We start from the raw sequence: 17,405 nt of genomic DNA, 5'->3' as shown, positions 1-17,405 counted from the left end.
CCGGTGCGCCAGCCCTTGCCGTCGATCACCTGCTCGTTGGCCAGCACGGTCTGGTCCACCGGGTCCCAGTTCACCACCTGGGTCTTGCGGTAAGCAATGCCCTTTTCCAGCATCTTCAAAAACAGCCACTGGTTCCACTTGTAGTAGGAGGGGTCGCAAGTGGCCACTTCGCGGCTCCAGTCGATGGCCAGGCCCATCGCCTGCATCTGCTGCTTCATGTACGCAATGTTTTCGTACGTCCACTTGGCGGGCGGCACACCGTTTTTCAGCGCCGCGTTTTCAGCCGGCAGGCCAAACGCATCCCAGCCCATGGGCATCAGCACATTGAAGCCCTTCATGCGCAGGTGGCGCGCCAGCATGTCGTTGATGGTGTAGTTGCGCACATGGCCCATGTGCAGCTTGCCGCTGGGGTAAGGCAGCATGGAGCAGGCGTAAAACTTCTTCTTGCCCGCGTCTTCGCTCACGCGGTAGGCATCGGTGGCGTTCCAGTGGGCGTGCGCGGCGCGCTCGACTTCCTTGTGGGCGTATTTTTCTTGCATGAAGCAGGGACCGGGCAAGCGGTGAGGAGGACTGTCGGGTAAGAGGGTTCGGGGGCGGGGTCAGGCACGCGGTGTGGCGCCTGCAACCGCCCAGGACGGTAACCCACGATTTTAGGCCTTGGGGACCCCCGGCGAAATTCAGCGGGCGGGCGCCGGCACCGAGGGGGCTGGCGCCGTCGGATCGGCCACAAAACCGATGCGTGAGAGGCCCGCCGTCTGTGCCAGCGCAATCAGTTGCACCACGCGGCCATAAGGCACGGCGGTGTCGGCGCGCAGCTGCAGTTCGGTGGCCGGGTCGCGCTCGGCGGTGGCTTGCAGGCGCTGGCGCAAGGCATCGGCCTCAATAGGCTGGTCGTCCCAGTAAGCCTGGCCTTGCGCGTCCACGCTCAAGGCCACGAAGGCGGCGGACGCGTCCACCGCTGGCGCACCAGCCGCCTCGGTCTTGGGCAGCTCCAGCGCCAGGCGGCTGGCCATGAGCGGGGCTGCCAAAATAAAGATCACCAGCAGCACCAGCATCACGTCCACCAGCGGGGTCACGTTGATGTCGCTCATGGGCCGGTGGCCGGCGGGTTTTTCCAGTCTGCCGAAGGCCATGGTGCTCAGGCCGCGGGCGCTGGCGCCGTGGCTGTGTGGCACAGCAGCTCGCGCAAATCGCGCGCAAAGCCTTCCAGCTCGGCTTCAATGTCGGCCACCTTGCGGCCCAGCACGTTGTAGGCCAGCACCGCCGGAATGGCCACCGCCAGGCCGGCTGCGGTCATCACCAAGGCCTCGCCCACCGGGCCCGACACCTGCTCGATGCGAAAGCCGCCGTCCAGGCCGATGCTGGTGAGCGCGTGGTAAATACCCCAGACGGTGCCCAACAGTCCCACAAAAGGCGCCGTGGAGCCCACCGTGGCGAGCAGCACCTGGCCGTATTGCAGCCGGGCCAGGACGCGGTGCAACGCGTCGCGCAACACGCGGGTGAGTTGCTGCGAGCGGTCGCCTGCGGTGGCCAGCGTGTGGGCGGGGGCACCGCTGAGGCTGCGGGCGGCGCGCAACAGCGGCAGCAGCAGCTCGCGGGTGTCAAACACCGCGAGGCGCCTGTCGGCGTCGTCCAGATCGCTGGCTTGCCAGAAGGCGGCCGTGCCCAGGCGCACGCCCTGCACCGCGCGGCGCAGCAGCCAGGTTTTCCACACAATCACCACCCAACTCGCCACCGACATGGCCAGCAACAGCAGGGCCACGGCGCGACCCAGTGCGTCGGCCTGCGCCAGCGTTTCCAGAATGCCCATGGGGTGGGGCGACTCAGCGCAAGCCGAGCACGTCGAACATGTCGTACAGGCCTGCGGGCTTGTCCGACAGGAAACGCACCGCACGCAGGCTGCCCTGGGCGTAGGTGGCGCGGCTACTGGACTTGTGCGTGACTTCGATGCGCTCGCCGGTGCCGGCGAACAGCACCGTGTGGTCGCCCACGATGTCGCCACCGCGGATGGTGGCAAAACCGATGCTCGACGGATCGCGCTCGCCGGTCACGCCTTCGCGCGCATACACGGCGCAGTCCTTGAGATCTCGGCCCAGCGCGTCGGCGATCACCTCGCCCATTTTCAGGGCGGTGCCGCTGGGTGCGTCCACCTTGTGGCGGTGGTGGGCTTCGATGATCTCGATGTCGTAACCGGTGGACAGGGCCTTGGCCGCCATCTCCAGCAGCTTGAGCGTCACGTTCACGCCCACGCTCATGTTGGGCGCCATGACGATGGCGATCGACTTCGCAGCCTCCGCTATCTCGGCTTTTTGCTCGTCGCTGAAACCGGTGGTGCCAATGACGGCGTTCACACCGTGCTTCACGCACGCACGCAGGTGGGCCAGCGTGCCCTCGGGGCGGGTGAAATCGATCAGGCACTGGCTACCGGCCAGCCCCTGATCCAGATCCGCGGTGATGGTGACGCCGGTGGACTGGCCACCGAAGGCGCCAGCATCCTGGCCCAGGGCCGGGCTGGATGCGATGTCGATTGCGCCCGACAGCACGCAGTCGCCGCTGACGCGCACCGCGTCCACCAGCATCTGGCCCATGCGGCCGCTGGCGCCAGCCACACAAATGCGCAACGGGTTGGAGGTGGTGGCACTCATTGGACGGATCCCGGGGTTTCCAGTGGGGGATAGGTGGTGCCAGGGACCACGGTGGGCACCGTTTGGGCCGGAGCAACTTGGGCATTGCGCGCCTGGAACGCTTTGAGTTGTTCTTCGGTGGCTTTCAGCACGGGCGGCTTGTCGGAGGTGCGACGCACGTCCAGCGAGGCCACAAACTCGGCCTCGGTGGGCAGTTCGTCGCCTTCAAAGCGCTCCAGCAACTCGCCCTTGAAAAACACCACCAGCTTGCGCTGCTGCGACGGTTGCCCCTGGCGCTTGAAGGTAAACACGTAGTCCCAGCGGTCGGCATGGAACACGCTGGTGAGCAGCGGCGAACCCAGAATGTCGCGCACCTGCAGGCGCGACATGCCGGGCTGCAGCGCCTGGGTCTGCTCGCGCGTGACCACGTTGCCTTGCTGAATATCGATCTTGTAAGGCGTCACCAGGCTGCCGATGCTGGGCATGCCCTGCATCCGGTCACCCAGACTGGAGCAGGCGGTAAGCGCCAGCACAGCGCCCAGTGCGCACAGCACGCGGCCCGGGCGGCTGAGGCGCGGCAAGCGCTCATATAAAGAAGGGCGAGGAGAGGAGAGGTGGTGCATGTGGGCAAACCGTGAAAGGCGCGTGGTACAGCCACCAGCGGTGTGGCCATGCTGCACATCGCGCGCGCTGGCGATATGATCCGAACATTGTAGCCCCGGGGTACGGCAGGCCGCAGGCCCACACGCCGGGAGCCCATCGACCCAGCCGCCAACGGCCGACCACCCCTTGCACCCTGCCCTCCCATGACCAACATCGAAGAACTCAAAAGCACGGGGCTCAAGGCCACGTTACCGCGACTGAAGATTCTGGAGGTGTTCCAAAACGCCAAACAGCGCCACATGACCGCCGAGGACGTTTTTCGCGTGCTGCTGGAAGACCGTTCCGACATTGGGCTGGCCACGGTGTACCGCGTGTTGATGCAGTTTGAGCAGGCCGGCCTGCTCACCCGCAGCAACTTCGAGTCGGGCAAGGCGGTGTTTGAACTCAACGAAGGTCAGCACCACGACCACCTGGTGTGCCTGGACTGCGGCCGCGTGGAAGAGTTTTTCGACGAAGAAATCGAGAAACGTCAGCACCTGGTGGCCAAAACGCGTGGCTTTGTGCTGCAAGAGCACGCGCTGTCGCTCTACGCGAATTGCGTCAAGACCGATTGCCAGCACCGCAACAAAAGGCACTGAGGGGGCAGCGAACCACTTGCGGCATCGGCTCAGGCCGATGCCGGGGCAGTGGGGAGCGTGGGGGCTGTGCCATTCACTCCCCCCGCGACATGGCCGCGCGGTGGCGCAAAACAAACTCCTGGTAGGTGTCAATGCCTCGCAGCTGCAAAATGGTGTTGCGCACCGCCGCTTCCACCAGCACAGCGATGTTGCGCCCGGCCACCACCTGAATCACCGCCTTGCGCACGGGCACGCCCAGCACGTCCTGGTACAGCGGCTCATGCGGCATGCGCTCGTAGTCGCGCTCCATGGTTTCCTTGCGCACCAGATGCACGATCAACGACAGGCGCATTTTGCGGCGCACCGCCGTCTCGCCGAAGATGGCCTTGATGTCGAGCAAACCGATACCACGCACTTCCAGCAGGTTTTGCAGCAGCTCGGGGCAGCGGCCTTCGATGCTGGTCTGGTTGATGCGGTAGAGGTCCACCGCATCGTCGGCCACCAGGCCGTGGCCGCGTGAAATCAGCTCCAGCCCGAGTTCGCTTTTGCCCAAACCCGACTCGCCCGTGATCAGCACACCCATGCCCAGAATGTCCATGAACACACCGTGCATGGAGGCGCGGTCAGCGAAATGGCGCGACAGGTAGGCGCGCAACACGTCAATGACGAAAGCCGCCGACTCGGCGGTGGAAAACATCGGGATCTGAGCCCGCTCGCACATGGCGAGCAGCGCATCGGGCGCGGTCTGTCCATCGGCCACCACCAGCACGGGTGGCTCCAGGGTGACGATGCGCGAAACACGGCGGCGGTTGTCGTCGTCGTTGGCGCTGGTCAGGTAAGCCACCTCGCGCTCGCCAAACACCTGCACCCGGTAGGGGTGGATGTAATTGAGGTAGCCCACCAGGTCGGCACCCGAACGGGCCTCGCGAATAGCCACCTCGTCAAAGCGCCGCTCAGAAGCACCCAGGCCAGCCACCCACTGCCACTTCAGGGCTTCGCGGTGGTCTTCAAACAGGACGTCTGCGCTGACGACGGTGGGTTTCATGTCGCATCACTTTCACTCAAGAGCAGAAAGTTACCGCGTGCGCGCTGCGTTTGCACGGTGTCGCACAAGGCAAAACAGCCCCAAGCAGGGGCTGTTGGTGAGGATTCGGCACGCCGGTCGGTTTCGCACGTGGCCTTGCACCACGCCGAAGCAAAGCGCCACATTCAGGCCGCGGCGTGTGCAGACTGCCAGGACGTGATGAGGCTGTGCAACGCTGCAGCTTCGCCCGACGTTTTCATCTGCTCGCGCAAGACACTGTCGCTCAGCAACTCAGCGATTTCAGACAGGATTTCCAGGTGTTTCTGGGTGGCCGCTTCGGGCACCAGCAAGAAAATCATCAGCTGCACGGGTTGCTCGTCGGGGGCGTCGAAGCCGATGGGGTTGCCCAACTGGAACACCGCAGCCAACGGCTGTTTCAGGCCCTTGATGCGGCCGTGGGGAATGGCAACACCGTGCCCCAGGCCGGTGGAGCCCAGGCGCTCACGCGCAAACAGGCTGTCGGTGATCAGGGCACGGTTCAGGCCGTGCAGGGTTTCAAACAGCAAGCCCGCTTCTTCAAACGCACGTTTTTTGCTGGTCGCGTCGACGCTCACAAGCACTTGCGCGGCGGGCAATATGGCAGATAGTCGGTTCATGTGGGCCTCTTGGACCGCAAATTATGCCGAGTTGCGCGGCGTTGGCTAGACTTTGGAAACAAAAAAGCCGCTTGACTTTTCAAGCGGCTTGCTGCAGCGCAACATAAGAACCGCATTCAGCGGCCCTTCCCAAGCGTTACATCAGGCGTTTGGCGGCTTCGTGGTGGTGGTCTTGCGCCTTGTCCTTGTAACGCAGCACCTGGCGATCCAGTTTGTCGGCCAACTCGTCCACGGCGGCGTACAGATCAGCGTGGGCACTCTCCGCAAACAGGTCTCTCCCCTTGACATGGATATTGCATTCAGCGCGCTGGCGCAGGTCTTTCTCTTTGAGGTTGTCGACCGTGAGCAGCACCTTGATATCGACCACTTGATCGAAGTGACGGGATATGCGTTCGAGTTTGCTGGTGACGTAACCGCGCAGGGCGGGGGTGACTTCGAGGTGGTGACCGCTGATCGTCAGGTTCATAGATGAGCCTCCTTATGCTCCGGGTTGACACAAGCCGCCGGGTAGGCAGACCTCCCGGCGGCGACGGGGATGCCTTGAAGCCACTATGCCCATGAACGGGGTACAGCGCAATCTTGCAGTGCAACAAAGTGTGAAAAGGCGGACCTTGTCGTTCAGCCTGCGGCTTTGGGTGTGCCGTGCAACGTGAGGCGGCGCGACATGAGCACCGCAGCCAGGCTGGCACACACGCCAAGCAGACCCGCCACCCAGTAGTGCTGCACCAGACCGCCCGCATCGCGGCTGATGATGAGCCCGCCCAGAAACGACGCCAGGCCCATGGCCGCCGATTGCACCGAGGCGTTGAGCGCCATGAAGGTGCCGCGCAAGGCCGGCGTGGCCGCGCCGGTAACCAGCGCCATGCCGGGAATCATGCGGCCGCTGAGCAACACAAACAGCACCGTGGAGGCGGCCAGAACCGCCCACAGTGGCAAGGTGGGCATGAGCGTGACGGCCATGATGGGCACGGTGACCGCCAGGGCCAGCCAGCGGAACAACCGCACCTTGCCCATGCGATCGGCCAGGCGGCCGAACACCCGCGCGGTGACCAATGTGGCCGCACCGCCGCAGAGATAGATGTACGGAACCTGGTCCGAACGCACCCCCACATTGGTCTCCATGTAGATGGTGATGAAGGGAATGATGGTGAAGCCGGTGAACATGAGCAGGGCAGAAAACGCAAACGCCCGCTGGTGGTTGCGCTCGCTCAGCACCATGCCAATGCCGCGCCAGATGGACGGCCGGTCTTTGGCGAGCAGGTGCTGGTTCAGCTTGGGCAGGGTCAGTGCCGCGCCCAGGGCAAGCACACCACTGAGCGCCGCAATGCCGATGAACGGCGCCTGCCAACTCAGGTGCGAAGCGAGAAACAGCCCGATAGGCACCCCGGCCACGGTCGAAAACGAGAAAGACGACATGACGATGCCCATGGCCCGGCCACGGCGCTCAAACGGCACCACGTCGGCCACGATGGTTTGCGACAGCGCCGACAGCACGCCGCCAAACATGCCAGCAGCCACCCGCGCCACCATCAAAAACCCGTAACCCGGCGCCAGCCCGCAAGCCAGTGTGGCCAGCGCAAACAGCACGTACAGCGTGAGCAGCAGGCGCTTGCGGTCGAACCGGTCCACATAGGTGGCGGCGGCCAGACCGGAAATGCCCGCCGACAAGGTGTAGGCCGAAACCAACAGACCGAACTGCGCGTCGGTGATGCCAAACAGCCGCGTGAACTGCGGCCCGAGCGGCATCATGATCATGAAGTCGAGGATGTGGGTGAACTGGATGCCGGCAATGGTCAGCAGCAGCCAGCGCTCGCGGCGGGGAGAGAGGTGGGAATGTGTCATGATTTTGCCAAACGCCCCAATGTAGTCGAGGCGCCGCTGGCGCTGGTTCACAAGGCCCACCACGTTGTCACTCGATACCCTGATTTCACGCAACATGCTGGCGGACGGGACCACCGAATCGGTGGCCGACGGCTGCGCGCTGGTGCTGATGGGCGGCGGTGCCCGCACCGCGTACCAGGCGGGCGTGCTCAGGGCGCTGGCGGCCATGCTGGGCACCAGCACAGCGAACGAGCACCGCTTTCCGTTTCGGTGGTTGTTTGGCACCTCGGCGGGGGCACTGAATGCGGCCTACCTGGGCAGCCACGCGGAACGGGGCTTGGCGGCGCTGCCGCAGCTGGCCCACTTTTGGCGCGGCCTGCGCTCGGAACAGGTCTACCGGCTGGACGCGCCCGGCTGGGTTCGGGCCAACCGCCTGGTGGCCGGCTGGACGCTGGCGCGCCAGGTGCGCCGCCACCGCGCCCTGCTTGACACCCTGCCCCTGGTGGACACGTTGCACCGCGCGATCAACCTCCAGGCACTGGAACTCGCGCTGGAGCAGCGCCACATTGACGTGCTCGGCGTGAGCGCCTCCAGTTACACGTCGGGCGAGCACTGGACTTTTTGCCAGACCCGATCCGACAGCCCGGTGCAGCCCTGGCACCGCCCCGGGCGGCGCGCCGACTTCCAACCCATCACCATCGAACACCTGATGGCGTCCAGCGCCATCCCGTTCCTGTTTCCGGCCGTGCCGCTCTGGGTGAACGGTCACAAAGAGCATTTCGGCGACGGATCCATGCGCCAGTTGTCCCCACTGTCACCGGCCATTCACTTCGGCGCCCGGCGGGTGCTGGTGATCGGCGTGGGCCAACCGCAGCGCTCGGGCCTGGCCGCCAGCGTGAGCAACGAGCCCACTGCCGGCACCATCGCGGGCCACGCCATGGCCAGCGTGTTTCACGACACGCTGCAGTCCGATGTGGAGCAAACCCAGCGCGTCAGCCAGACGCTGGCCCAACTGCCGCCTCACCTGGCGGCGGCCCTGCCGTACCGCCCGGTGGAGGTGCTGGCGCTGCAACCCAGTTTTTCGTTGGATGAGCTGGCCCTGAAATACATCGACGCCCTGCCCCGGCCCACGCGCAACACCCTGGTGGGGCTGGGCGCGCTGGACACCGGGCATGCCGCCGCGGGCAGTGCCGCCGCGCTGGCGAGCTACCTGCTGTTTGAACCCGATTTCGTCAGCGCCCTGATGGAACTCGGCGAGGGCGACGCCCGGCGGCGCCAAGACGAATTGATGCGGTTCATGGCCCCACCGCCCACCCACCACAGCGGGCCTGCGGTGCCATAATCAGCGGCAGTTTTCAACCCATTCAACACCCCATGGACAGCACACCCCCCAGTTGTGTGCTTTCAGCTCCACCCGCTCCCGTCTGAGCCCGCCCACCGAGCGGGGGCTGAGATTCGGCGATCGGCCGGCTGAAAGCGCCACCCTCCCCCCGCCCAGGGGCACGCCCGTGCCCCGCTTCCCTCAGCCCCTCTCACGCCGGGAGCGCCCACATGCTCAACGTATTCACCTTGGCCAATGGCCGCCTGTTTCAGGAAGAAATCGAGTCGCTCGAAGAACTGGCGCGGTTCAAACCCATCTGGGTTGACCTGGAGGCCCCCACACCCGAAGAGCGCCGCTGGGTCAAGCAGCACTTCGGCCTGTCGATTCCCGAAGACGCGATGGACGAGGACATCGAAGAATCGGCCCGTTTTTTTGAAGAAGACAACGGCGAACTGCATGTGCGCAGCGACTTTTTGATCGATGACGCTGAAGACCCGCGCGCCATCCGGGTCGCGTTCATCTTGAACGAGCACAACGACTCGCTCAAGAGCAAAGGCGTGCTGTTCTCCATCCACGACGAAGACGTGCCCGTGTTTCGCCTGCTGCGCATGCGGGCGCGGCGCATGCCAGGGCTGATCGAAGACGCCAAAGATGTGCTGCTGATGCTGTTTGACGCCGACGCCGAATACTGCGCCGACACGCTCGAAGACATTTACGACGAGATTGAGACGGTGAGCAAAAAGGTGCTCAACAGCAACGCCTCGGACAACCTGCTGAGCGAAGCGCTGTCGGCCATTGCGCGCAACGAAGACATGTCGGGACGCATCCGCCGCAATGTGATGGACACCCGGCGCGCTGTGAGTTTCATGATGCGCAGCCGTCTGCTGAGCGCCGAGCAGTTTGAAGACGCGCGGCAAATTTTGCGCGACCTCGACTCGCTGGACAGCCACACCGCCTTCCTGTTCGACAAGATCAACTTCTTGATGGACGCCACGGTCGGTTTCATCAACATCAACCAGAACAAGATCATCAAGATCTTCTCGGTGGCCAGTGTGTCGCTGTTGCCGCCTACCCTGGTGGCCAGCAGCTACGGCATGAATTTCCGCTTCATGCCCGAGCTGGAATGGGCCTACGGCTACCCACTTGCGATCGGCCTGATGGTCCTGTCGGCCATCGTGCCCATGGTGTATTTCCGCAAGCGGGGCTGGCTGCGTTAAGACCACCCCCATCGCCGGTTCACTTCGTGTATCCGGCTCCGCCCCTCAAGGGGCAACGCGGTGCGCCCCGGCAAAGCCGGTTGCGCTGCGTTCTGGTGGGGGCATCGCGCGCCGGTCATTCAACGGTTGCTGAACAAGGCCTCCACCACCGCGCCGCTGTAGCGGCTGGCGACTTCGCGCAGGAAGCGTGGAAAGTCCATGTGCGCGGTGTCGTCGGCGCGGTCCGAGATGGTGCGCACCACCGCCAGCGGCACGCCAAAGTCGTGACACACCTGCGCGAAGGCGGCGCCTTCCATTTCAACGGCCAGCGCGTCGGGCAGTTCGCGCTGCAAGGCGGCGCTCTCGGCGGTGGTGGCCACAAAGCGGTCACCGCTGATGAGCAAGCCCTGGTGCAGGCGCGGCGCCTGCAGACCGAAGGCCGCCACGGTTTCGGCGCCCAGCTGTTGCGGCAGGGTGTGCAGCATGCGGTCGCACGCCAGCTCCAGCGCGTCGGTGAGCCCGGCAGCGGCGTCGAAACGCGCTCGTCCATAGCCCGGCACCTCGTGGCGCGCAAACAGCGGAGACGCGTCCATGTCGTGCTGCAGGAAACTGCGGGCCAGCACCACATCGCCCACCTGCACACCCGACCCCAGCCCGCCGGCCACGCCGGTGAACACGATGCGCTTCACGCCAAAGCGTTCGATGAGCAGCGTGGCGGTGGTGGCCGCAGCCACCTTGCCGATGCCGCTGAGCACCGCGACCACGTCCTGCCCGTGCAAGTGCCCGACCCAGAATTCGCGCCCACCCACCACCTGCTGGTGTTCGTCGGGCATCAGCGCGAGCACGCTGGCGAGTTCGTCGTGCAGAGCAGAAACGATGGCGGTGTGGGTCATTCAAGGCCTCCGGAAAAGACAAAGGCGGCCAAAGCCGCCCCGTCATTGTGTCGTACCCGCTCCGGTCACTTCTTGTCTCTGAGTTCGCGGCGCAGGATCTTGCCGACCGGCGTCTTGGGCAGCTCGGTGCGGAACTCCACCACCTTGGGCTGCTTGTAGCCCGTGAGGTTGGCTTTGCAGAAGTCGCGCACCTGCAGTTCGGTGAGCGCCGGGTCCTTTTTCACAATCACCAGCTTCACCGCCTCGCCCGACTTGTCGTCGGGCACGCCCACCACCGCGCACTCCATCACCCCGGGCAACTGGGCCACCACGTCTTCCACCTCATTGGGGTAGACGTTGAAACCGCTCACCAGCACCATGTCTTTCTTGCGGTCCACTATTTTGAAATAGCCGCGCGCGTCCATCACGCCCACGTCGCCGCTCTTGAAGAAGCCATCGGGCGTCATGACCTTGGCGGTCTCATCGGGTCGCTGCCAATAACCGGCCATCACCTGCGGACCCTTGATGGCGATCTCGCCGGGCTGCCCCATCGGCACCTCTGCGCCGTCGTCGTCCAGGCATTTCATCCAGGTGTTGGGCAGCGGCACGCCAATGGTGCCGCTGTATTCGGTGCTGGTGGTGGGGTTGCAGCTGGCCGACGGGCTGGTTTCCGACAGGCCGTAGCCCTCGCAGATCGGGCAACCGGTTTTCTCCAGCCAGAGCTTGGCCACGGCGCCTTGCACCGCCATGCCGCCGCCCACCGACACCTTCAGGTTGCTCCAGTTGACGGTGTTGAAGTCGGGGTGGTTGGCCAGGCCGTTGAACAGGGTGTTGACGGCCGGAAAGCTGTGGAAGGTGTGTTTGCTCAGCTCTTTGAGCACGGCAGGCAGGTCGCGCGGGTTGGGGATCAAAATGGTTTTGCCGCCGGTGCGCATGGACAGCATCATGTTCACCGTGAAAGCGAAGATGTGGTACAGCGGCAAGGCGCACACACTGGTGGGCTGCTCGCTGGCCGGTACCTGCTTCATCACCGGGTTGTTCCAGGCTTCGGACTGCAACACGTTGGCGATCACGTTGCGGTGCAACAGCACCGCGCCCTTGCTCACACCGGTGGTACCACCGGTGTACTGCAGCACGGCCACATGGTCGGGCTTGATGTCGGGCCGCTTGAACGTACCGCGCGTGCCCCGGGCGATGGCCTCGTTGAAGCGCACCGCCTGCGGCAGGTTGAAGGCAGGCACCATCTTCTTGACGTTGCGCACCACGTAATTGACCACCGCACCCTTGAGCAAGCCCAGCAGGTCGCCCATGGCCGCCAGCACCACGTGCTTGACCGGCGTGTTGGCCACGCACTGCTCCAAGGTGTGGGCAAAGTTTTCAACGATGACGATCGCTTTGGCACCCGAGTCCTTGAGCTGGTGCTCCAGCTCGCGCGGGGTGTAGAGCGGATTCACGTTGACCACCACGAAGCCCGCACGCAAGATGCCCGCCACCGCCACCGGGTACTGCGGCACGTTGGGCATCATGATGGCGACCCGGTCGCCCTTGACCAGCCCAAGCCCCTGCAGGTAGGCCGCAAACGCCTGTGACAGGCTGTCGGTCTGCCCGAAGCTGAGCTCTTTGCCCATGAAGCTGTAGGCGGGCCGGCTGGCGTACTTCAGAAAACTTTCCTCCATCAGATGGACCAGCGAAGGGTACTGGGCCACATCGATATCGGCGGGCACACCCACGGGATAGGCGCCCAGCCAGGGACGGTCGGCCGTCGATTCGGTCATGCGGTATCTCCATATCACTTGTAGGTTGTCGGCAACTGCGCATTGTCGTTCGATGCAAGGCTTTTCGGCATCGTGTTTTTCCCTTACGAACGACTGACAGGTTACTTTAAAACCTTGGACACCCGTGCTTGTGTGCTATGAAAACCAAGTACCCAATACTTTTTCGACACCGCACAAAACAGCCGATCGGCGGCGCTGACCAGGTGATTTCGCCGTTCTTGACCACGGTCAGACCGCGGATGGCGTCGTCGGCCATGTTGACGTTGATCACGCCATCTTTGGTCTTGCACAGCACTTCCGTCAGGCGAACCCGATGCACATGCATGAGGGGCGGGCAGCAGCATCTTCACGACCATGATGCGGCAACCTCGCTGCACCAACAGCAGCAGCCCTCTTCGCTTTAAAGCTTTTCCAGGTTGACGTACACCATGGTTTGGTTCAGCAACTGGTAGGCAATTTCGCCGAAGGTCATGGGCCCGGTCATGGGGCCGGTGCGCTGGCCCTCCAGCTCGCCGTAGAGGTAATTCAGGATGCAGTTGCAGCTCCAAGACGCACCCACCGCGTCGGCAGGCAGCGATTGGGCAAACGTTTTGGCGTAGTTGGGCACCGGCTCGGCAATGCGGTATTCCACATCGTCAAACACGGGGGCGTAAAAATCGACCTGCCCGGCTGCCGCGTCCACCGCCTTGAACGAGACGTTGATCATGGCGCCCGAATAATCGGCGACCAGTGGCAGGCGGGTGTCGATGTTTTTCTGGCCCAGGTACTGCGCCAGGTTCACCAGTTCGCCGTTCACAAAGCACTCGTGCGCCGAGAAGCCGATGGACGGAAAGCGGATCACGTCGCCCGAACCGGGCCGGAACAGGTTCAGGATTTCGATGCGCGGGTAGATCGACTCGGGCAGCGGAATATGAACCGCCAGGGCGTGTTCGCCGCTGAAAGTGAGCGTCTGGCCGTTCACCACCCTAGGCGCGGCCTGGCCCAGGTCGTCCAGGTGCACGCCCGCAATCCAGCCCACCAGCGGCTTCATGTACTGGTCTTCAAAGGCCGGCGCCTCGCGAGCAAAGCGCGAATGCACCTCGGAGAAGGCGGGCACGATGAGCACGGTCAGGCCGTGCGCCGGTGCGTCCAGTGCCACCTTGTGCAGGTTGCTGTTGTCGTACCAGCGCAGCAACGGCGTGCCGGCATGGGCGGGCAGTTCGGTGATGAAGAGCTTCTGGCGCGAGGTCTCGCCGCCGTCTTGCGCCATGAAATAGGGAATGCTGCCGGCAATCCAATTGCCCGAGGGCAAGCGGCGCAGCAGCGACTCGTCAGCCGCGATGGACAGGTAAGCACCCCGACGGATCAACACCAGGGCTTCTTGAAGATCCATCAGCGTGCCACTGACCGGGCTGGAAAGGGACGAGGGAGAGGCGTTCATGGTGGGTCAGCCCAGCCGCAGCTGATTCAGTTCGTGGATGAGCACACGTTCATTTTTAACGAAATAGCGGTGCAGTTCCTTCAGTTTCATCAGGCGCACCTCTTCGTCTTGAATCAGATCCATCTGCGAACGCAGCTTGGCCAGCATGAGCTTGAGGCTGAGCACCTTGATGTCGAGTTTGAGCTCGCCACCGAGCAGGCGCAGCCAGACCGGATCGGTGATGTCGGGCACCGCGCTTGCGACCGACGCAGGCACGGCCAAGGACACCGCAGGCACCGGCACGGCCGGTCGGGTTGGCGCCTCAAAATCGGCACCACCGGCCCGACCGGTGTCCAGTGCGAAGCGGTAATTCCAGACATCCTGCAAGTTCAAGTCCAGCAATCCACAGACCGACTGCAACGAGATGCCCTCACTGAAGAGTGCGAACACCCGAGCAGCCAACGCCCGGGTGAACGGCATGCCACTCTCGCCCATCCAGCCGATACCCTTCGAATCAAAGCCCATCGGGATGTTCACGTGCAGATGAAAACGGATCTGTCCAATCGCCAGGTGCTGCCACACCGCCGTTTCGCTGACTGGGGCCGATTTGGGTCGACCGAACCAGCCACGCTCGGGTTCCTGGGCGATCCATACGTCGCATCGGCGCTTGCGCACGTCCAGCCGGTATTGACGCACTTCCCAGGGGCGCTCAATCAAAAGCAGCTGCCGCAGCAGCGCATTGTCGATGTTGATCATTCGGGATGTCTCCTCGTCGTTGTTCTATGCTGTTTGTCCGGGAACACACATGTGTTTGCGTGGCCACTCGACACGTGCAGCACAATCCGTTCCACCCCGGTGTTGCGTCAAACCAAGACACTTTTGAACGCCGATTCCACCAACAGCATGGACACTGTCCCCTGCCGCAGCAACCGGTGTTGCACAAACAAGCCTTCGGAAGAATCGTCAAACCATGACAAAAACCACCCCCCAACTCGTGGAAGCTCTCGCCACCGCACTCAAAGCCCGCGCTCAGTTCATGGCCACGGCCGAGAGCTGCACCGGTGGACTCATCGCCGGGGCCTGCACCGAAGTCAGCGGCTCCAGCGAGTGGTTCGAGCGTGGTTTTGTCACCTATTCCAACGCCGCCAAGTGCGAGCTGCTGGGTGTGCCAGCCGCCTTGATCGAGGCCCACGGTGCGGTGAGCGAGCCGGTGGCACGCGCCATGGCCGCAGGCGCCGTGGTCAACGCCCATGCGCACTGGTCGGTGGCCGTCACCGGCATCGCCGGCCCCACCGGCGGCAGCGCTGAAAAACCGGTGGGCACGGTGTGGTTCGGCTGGGCCACGCCCATGGGTGTGTTCACCGAACACCAGCACTTCGATGGCGACCGTGCCGCCGTGCGCCAGGCCACCGTGGCGCACGCATTGGCGGGGTTGCTACAGCGGCTGTAAAAAACCAACGCCCCGGCGGCGCAGGGCTCGGCCTGCCGGCGCAGAGGGAGGGGTTACGCCAACTTGAAACCGAACGGCGCCGCGCCCCAACAAACCCCTACTTTCTGGAGGCCAAGTCGCAGGCGATGCGCTGCTCATGCAGGGCCAGCTGCTCGGCGCGCAGTTGGGACTGTTCCTCGCGGGAGAGCGTGCGCCCGGCGTAGCGGCGCTCAAGCGCTTCGGACTGCGCCGCCACCTGCGCCATACACGCCTCCAGCGTGGTGAGACGCTCAGGCGTCAAGGCGGGTTGGCTCCGCCGTTCACAAGCCTCCGCCGCACGGCCTGCCGCATTCAGGGCCGCATGCAGATTGTTCGCCCACCGCTCAAAAGCCGCCCGCTCGGTTTCGGGCGGGCGGGTGCGCCTGAACTCCCGCTCAATGCGGTTCTGCTCCGCCTGAAACAGGTCGATACAGCGCTGAACCGCCGCCGACTCGGCCCCGTGTGCCGCGCCAGCGGCAAGCAAGCATGAAAGCGTCATCAGGATTCGTCGCATGGGGGTTTGCATGAAAGCAGCCGTTTAGAGGCTGAACGAAGTGGGGATTGATTTGGTGCTGGTGGATTGCGAGCAATTGACTGAGGGGTTGTGGCTTGCTTATTTTTTAACGTAAAGCTAACCGGGCGCGGCATGGGAAGCTGACAAATAAAACCGCATTATAACCGTGCTCCGGTTGAGCGCAATGTTAGGCCGAATGCGTGATTGAAAGACCCGACCCCTTTTGTGCGTTACCCGATTAGGTATTCTTCAATATGACCACGAATCTTTCTCGGAATGGCAGTAATTGATAATCAGAGAAATCGCTCACTTTAAGAAAGGTGAGTTCTGCTGCATAAGCTGGTTCAGGTTTAATCAAAACATTAGTCTTTCCACCTGTTAAATAGCCGTCCAGCGTAATTTCCTCCAAACACTCAACCCTAGAATTGTCGTCAGTAGATCGATTTTTTTCAGTTTCCCATAAGCGTTTTACATAGTCACTAAATTCCTTTTCTCTGAAGTAAATTGAATTAACCGCATTATGGATTTGCAATATATTCAATGCATCTACATCTTTCCTATCGATTACCATCACTATATTTTGATCATCCGATATAAGTTCATAAGCATTGCGGTCAAACATTAAAAAACTAAGCCAGCTATTTATCGGATAATGCAGAGTCAAACCAAAATTCATATTTCCATGTTTACTATATGGCATGCCTTGTAATGCAAGGTTAGATCTTGTTACTGGAGTATCACTAAAAATAAATGGAGTACCAGTTACATTTTTTAAAAAGACAGCACCCAGATCCTCTATTTCAGCAAGCTTAACTTTCACATTAAACATATTAAATGTTTGCCATCGTTTTGAGTCACTCATTGCTTGCAAGACTGTTCTCATAACTTCATTAATTGCCTTGGTAACTTCTGGAGGCCCTCCTAAATCATAGTCATCGACCGCCTCAAGTTGTGGCTGATAAAAATCCTCGAGAAATTTCATTCGCGGTACGTTAGAGTTTCTTTCATTTAGTGTTCTAAGCTCTTGGAAGCATAGCGCTTCCATCATGTCTATAAAACCATGAGAGGTCAGCGCCTTGTCGTTCACTTGAGATATTATTTTAGAAAAAATTACACTATATTTAGTATCGAACTCTGTGACTATTTTCTCTATTTCACGAGAGCCATAAAAGTTATTCTTTGATGCTTGTGTATCCACTGAAGCATTCTCGATAATTTTTCCCGAACCTTTTATCAACATTCCTATGCTTTTCTTATCAATAGAAAAGTTTCGAAAATAATGCTGTGGAACAAAGTGTTGATTTTGCTTATCTGTCATAATTCAAAAAATAATCGATAGTTTAAGCGTTGTCCTTTGGGAATATCCATACGCCTAACCAATCATGAGTTGATCCACTCGCCCCCGAGCATCGGAACTGCGGGGTCGGAACTGCGGGGTCAGGTCTTGTATTGACACTTACCCACTTCGTAAAAAAACCGAACGCAACCGCGCCATGGCCAGGCCTACGCCACTGG

At 62.0% G+C, this 17,405-nt stretch carries 19 protein-coding genes; 4 read left to right on the top strand and 15 right to left on the bottom strand.

Going from position 1 to position 17,405, the window contains the following annotated elements; all coding sequences use genetic code 11:
- The 5 genes from Q7J58_RS22545 to bamE all read right to left on the bottom strand — a co-directional run.
- A partial coding sequence (locus tag Q7J58_RS22545) for a class I tRNA ligase family protein (protein ID WP_304832312.1) occupies positions 1-539 on the bottom strand: 539 nt, incomplete at its 3' end.
- A gap of 138 nt (positions 540-677) precedes the next feature.
- Positions 678-1,133 carry a biopolymer transporter ExbD gene (locus Q7J58_RS22540; protein ID WP_304832310.1) on the bottom strand — a complete coding sequence of 152 codons (456 nt, stop codon included), beginning with the start codon at positions 1,131-1,133 and terminating at the stop codon, positions 678-680.
- A gap of 5 nt (positions 1,134-1,138) precedes the next feature.
- The gene (locus Q7J58_RS22535; RefSeq protein WP_304832308.1) at positions 1,139-1,810 is read right to left on the bottom strand and encodes a MotA/TolQ/ExbB proton channel family protein; all 672 of its coding nucleotides are present in this window, start codon (positions 1,808-1,810) and stop codon (positions 1,139-1,141) included.
- 13 nt (positions 1,811-1,823) lie between these two features.
- Complete coding sequence (dapB, locus tag Q7J58_RS22530; protein WP_304832306.1) at positions 1,824-2,645, bottom strand: 4-hydroxy-tetrahydrodipicolinate reductase; 822 nt, start codon at positions 2,643-2,645, stop codon at positions 1,824-1,826.
- Positions 2,642-3,247 carry an outer membrane protein assembly factor BamE gene (gene bamE, locus Q7J58_RS22525; RefSeq protein ID WP_304832305.1) on the bottom strand — a complete coding sequence of 202 codons (606 nt, stop codon included), beginning with the start codon at positions 3,245-3,247 and terminating at the stop codon, positions 2,642-2,644. The genes dapB and bamE overlap by 4 nt, the downstream gene beginning before the upstream one ends.
- 183 nt (positions 3,248-3,430) lie before the next feature.
- Between bamE and fur the strand changes: the two genes are divergently transcribed.
- On the top strand, positions 3,431-3,865 hold the full coding sequence (gene fur / locus Q7J58_RS22520; protein WP_304832304.1) for a ferric iron uptake transcriptional regulator: 435 nt from the start codon (positions 3,431-3,433) through the stop codon (positions 3,863-3,865).
- Between the two features lie 73 nt (positions 3,866-3,938).
- On the opposite strand, the gene hprK is transcribed toward fur, so the two are convergent.
- The 4 genes from hprK to Q7J58_RS22500 all read right to left on the bottom strand — a co-directional run bounded on the left by hprK (position 3,939) and on the right by Q7J58_RS22500 (position 7,366).
- On the bottom strand, positions 3,939-4,889 hold the full coding sequence (hprK, locus tag Q7J58_RS22515) for an HPr(Ser) kinase/phosphatase (RefSeq protein WP_304832303.1): 951 nt from the start codon (positions 4,887-4,889) through the stop codon (positions 3,939-3,941).
- A 164-nt stretch (positions 4,890-5,053) separates the two neighbouring features.
- Positions 5,054-5,524, bottom strand: a complete 471-nt coding sequence (locus Q7J58_RS22510; protein WP_304832302.1) for a PTS sugar transporter subunit IIA — start codon at positions 5,522-5,524, stop codon at positions 5,054-5,056.
- Between the two features lie 136 nt (positions 5,525-5,660).
- Positions 5,661-5,990: a ribosome-associated translation inhibitor RaiA gene (raiA, locus tag Q7J58_RS22505; protein ID WP_304832301.1), complete on the bottom strand. Its 330-nt coding sequence runs from the start codon at positions 5,988-5,990 to the stop codon at positions 5,661-5,663.
- A gap of 152 nt (positions 5,991-6,142) precedes the next feature.
- Positions 6,143-7,366 (bottom strand): MFS transporter, encoded by a 1,224-nt coding sequence (locus tag Q7J58_RS22500; RefSeq protein ID WP_304832300.1) that lies wholly within the window; start codon positions 7,364-7,366, stop codon positions 6,143-6,145.
- Between the two features lie 64 nt (positions 7,367-7,430).
- Here Q7J58_RS22500 and Q7J58_RS22495 point away from each other — a divergent pair, with 64 nt between their 5' ends.
- Positions 7,431-8,687 carry a patatin-like phospholipase family protein gene (locus tag Q7J58_RS22495; RefSeq protein WP_304832298.1) on the top strand — a complete coding sequence of 419 codons (1,257 nt, stop codon included), beginning with the start codon at positions 7,431-7,433 and terminating at the stop codon, positions 8,685-8,687.
- A gap of 209 nt (positions 8,688-8,896) precedes the next feature.
- Complete coding sequence (gene corA / locus Q7J58_RS22490) at positions 8,897-9,883, top strand: magnesium/cobalt transporter CorA (protein WP_304832297.1); 987 nt, start codon at positions 8,897-8,899, stop codon at positions 9,881-9,883.
- A 119-nt stretch (positions 9,884-10,002) separates the two neighbouring features.
- On the opposite strand, the gene Q7J58_RS22485 is transcribed toward corA, so the two are convergent.
- The 4 genes from Q7J58_RS22485 to Q7J58_RS22470 all read right to left on the bottom strand — a co-directional run bounded on the left by Q7J58_RS22485 (position 10,003) and on the right by Q7J58_RS22470 (position 14,664).
- Positions 10,003-10,755: a 5'-methylthioadenosine/adenosylhomocysteine nucleosidase gene (locus Q7J58_RS22485; protein WP_304832296.1), complete on the bottom strand. Its 753-nt coding sequence runs from the start codon at positions 10,753-10,755 to the stop codon at positions 10,003-10,005.
- 65 nt (positions 10,756-10,820) lie between these two features.
- Positions 10,821-12,509: a long-chain-fatty-acid--CoA ligase gene (locus Q7J58_RS22480; protein ID WP_304832294.1), complete on the bottom strand. Its 1,689-nt coding sequence runs from the start codon at positions 12,507-12,509 to the stop codon at positions 10,821-10,823.
- Between the two features lie 400 nt (positions 12,510-12,909).
- Positions 12,910-13,929, bottom strand: coding sequence for a hypothetical protein (locus tag Q7J58_RS22475; protein ID WP_304832292.1), 1,020 nt, complete (start codon positions 13,927-13,929; stop codon positions 12,910-12,912).
- 6 nt (positions 13,930-13,935) lie between these two features.
- Positions 13,936-14,664: a hypothetical protein gene (locus tag Q7J58_RS22470; RefSeq protein WP_304832291.1), complete on the bottom strand. Its 729-nt coding sequence runs from the start codon at positions 14,662-14,664 to the stop codon at positions 13,936-13,938.
- A 214-nt stretch (positions 14,665-14,878) separates the two neighbouring features.
- On the opposite strand from Q7J58_RS22470, the gene Q7J58_RS22465 reads away from it, so the two are divergent.
- On the top strand, positions 14,879-15,358 hold the full coding sequence (locus tag Q7J58_RS22465) for a CinA family protein (protein WP_304832289.1): 480 nt from the start codon (positions 14,879-14,881) through the stop codon (positions 15,356-15,358).
- A 97-nt stretch (positions 15,359-15,455) separates the two neighbouring features.
- Here Q7J58_RS22465 and Q7J58_RS22460 read toward each other — a convergent pair whose 3' ends face one another.
- Together Q7J58_RS22460 and Q7J58_RS22455 are read right to left on the bottom strand one after the other, a co-directional pair.
- Positions 15,456-15,890: a hypothetical protein gene (locus Q7J58_RS22460; protein ID WP_304832287.1), complete on the bottom strand. Its 435-nt coding sequence runs from the start codon at positions 15,888-15,890 to the stop codon at positions 15,456-15,458.
- 238 nt (positions 15,891-16,128) lie between these two features.
- Positions 16,129-17,208 carry a DUF4238 domain-containing protein gene (locus Q7J58_RS22455; RefSeq protein ID WP_304832285.1) on the bottom strand — a complete coding sequence of 360 codons (1,080 nt, stop codon included), beginning with the start codon at positions 17,206-17,208 and terminating at the stop codon, positions 16,129-16,131.
- Positions 17,209-17,405: the final 197 nt, after the last annotated feature.

The organism is Hydrogenophaga sp. (assembly GCF_030656115.1).
Lineage (GTDB): Bacteria > Pseudomonadota > Gammaproteobacteria > Burkholderiales > Burkholderiaceae_C > Hydrogenophaga.
The sequence above is the reverse complement of the archived record's forward strand: the minus strand, read 5'-3'. Positions and strand labels throughout refer to the sequence as shown.

Coding starts and splice junctions, on each gene's coding strand:
- corA (WP_304832297.1), top strand. CDS start 8,897: ATGCTCAACGTATTCACCTTGGCCAATGGCCGCCTGTTTCAGGAAGAA.
- Q7J58_RS22535 (WP_304832308.1), bottom strand. CDS start 1,810: ATGGGCATTCTGGAAACGCTGGCGCAGGCCGACGCACTGGGTCGCGCC.
- hprK (WP_304832303.1), bottom strand. CDS start 4,889: ATGAAACCCACCGTCGTCAGCGCAGACGTCCTGTTTGAAGACCACCGC.
- fur (WP_304832304.1), top strand. CDS start 3,431: ATGACCAACATCGAAGAACTCAAAAGCACGGGGCTCAAGGCCACGTTA.
- Q7J58_RS22470 (WP_304832291.1), bottom strand. CDS start 14,664: ATGATCAACATCGACAATGCGCTGCTGCGGCAGCTGCTTTTGATTGAG.
- dapB (WP_304832306.1), bottom strand. CDS start 2,645: ATGAGTGCCACCACCTCCAACCCGTTGCGCATTTGTGTGGCTGGCGCC.
- Q7J58_RS22500 (WP_304832300.1), bottom strand. CDS start 7,366: ATGACACATTCCCACCTCTCTCCCCGCCGCGAGCGCTGGCTGCTGCTG.
- Q7J58_RS22485 (WP_304832296.1), bottom strand. CDS start 10,755: ATGACCCACACCGCCATCGTTTCTGCTCTGCACGACGAACTCGCCAGC.
- Q7J58_RS22540 (WP_304832310.1), bottom strand. CDS start 1,133: ATGGCCTTCGGCAGACTGGAAAAACCCGCCGGCCACCGGCCCATGAGC.
- Q7J58_RS22460 (WP_304832287.1), bottom strand. CDS start 15,890: ATGCGACGAATCCTGATGACGCTTTCATGCTTGCTTGCCGCTGGCGCG.
- Q7J58_RS22510 (WP_304832302.1), bottom strand. CDS start 5,524: ATGAACCGACTATCTGCCATATTGCCCGCCGCGCAAGTGCTTGTGAGC.
- Q7J58_RS22465 (WP_304832289.1), top strand. CDS start 14,879: ATGACAAAAACCACCCCCCAACTCGTGGAAGCTCTCGCCACCGCACTC.
- raiA (WP_304832301.1), bottom strand. CDS start 5,990: ATGAACCTGACGATCAGCGGTCACCACCTCGAAGTCACCCCCGCCCTG.
- Q7J58_RS22455 (WP_304832285.1), bottom strand. CDS start 17,208: ATGACAGATAAGCAAAATCAACACTTTGTTCCACAGCATTATTTTCGA.
- bamE (WP_304832305.1), bottom strand. CDS start 3,247: ATGCACCACCTCTCCTCTCCTCGCCCTTCTTTATATGAGCGCTTGCCG.
- Q7J58_RS22475 (WP_304832292.1), bottom strand. CDS start 13,929: ATGAACGCCTCTCCCTCGTCCCTTTCCAGCCCGGTCAGTGGCACGCTG.
- Q7J58_RS22480 (WP_304832294.1), bottom strand. CDS start 12,509: ATGACCGAATCGACGGCCGACCGTCCCTGGCTGGGCGCCTATCCCGTG.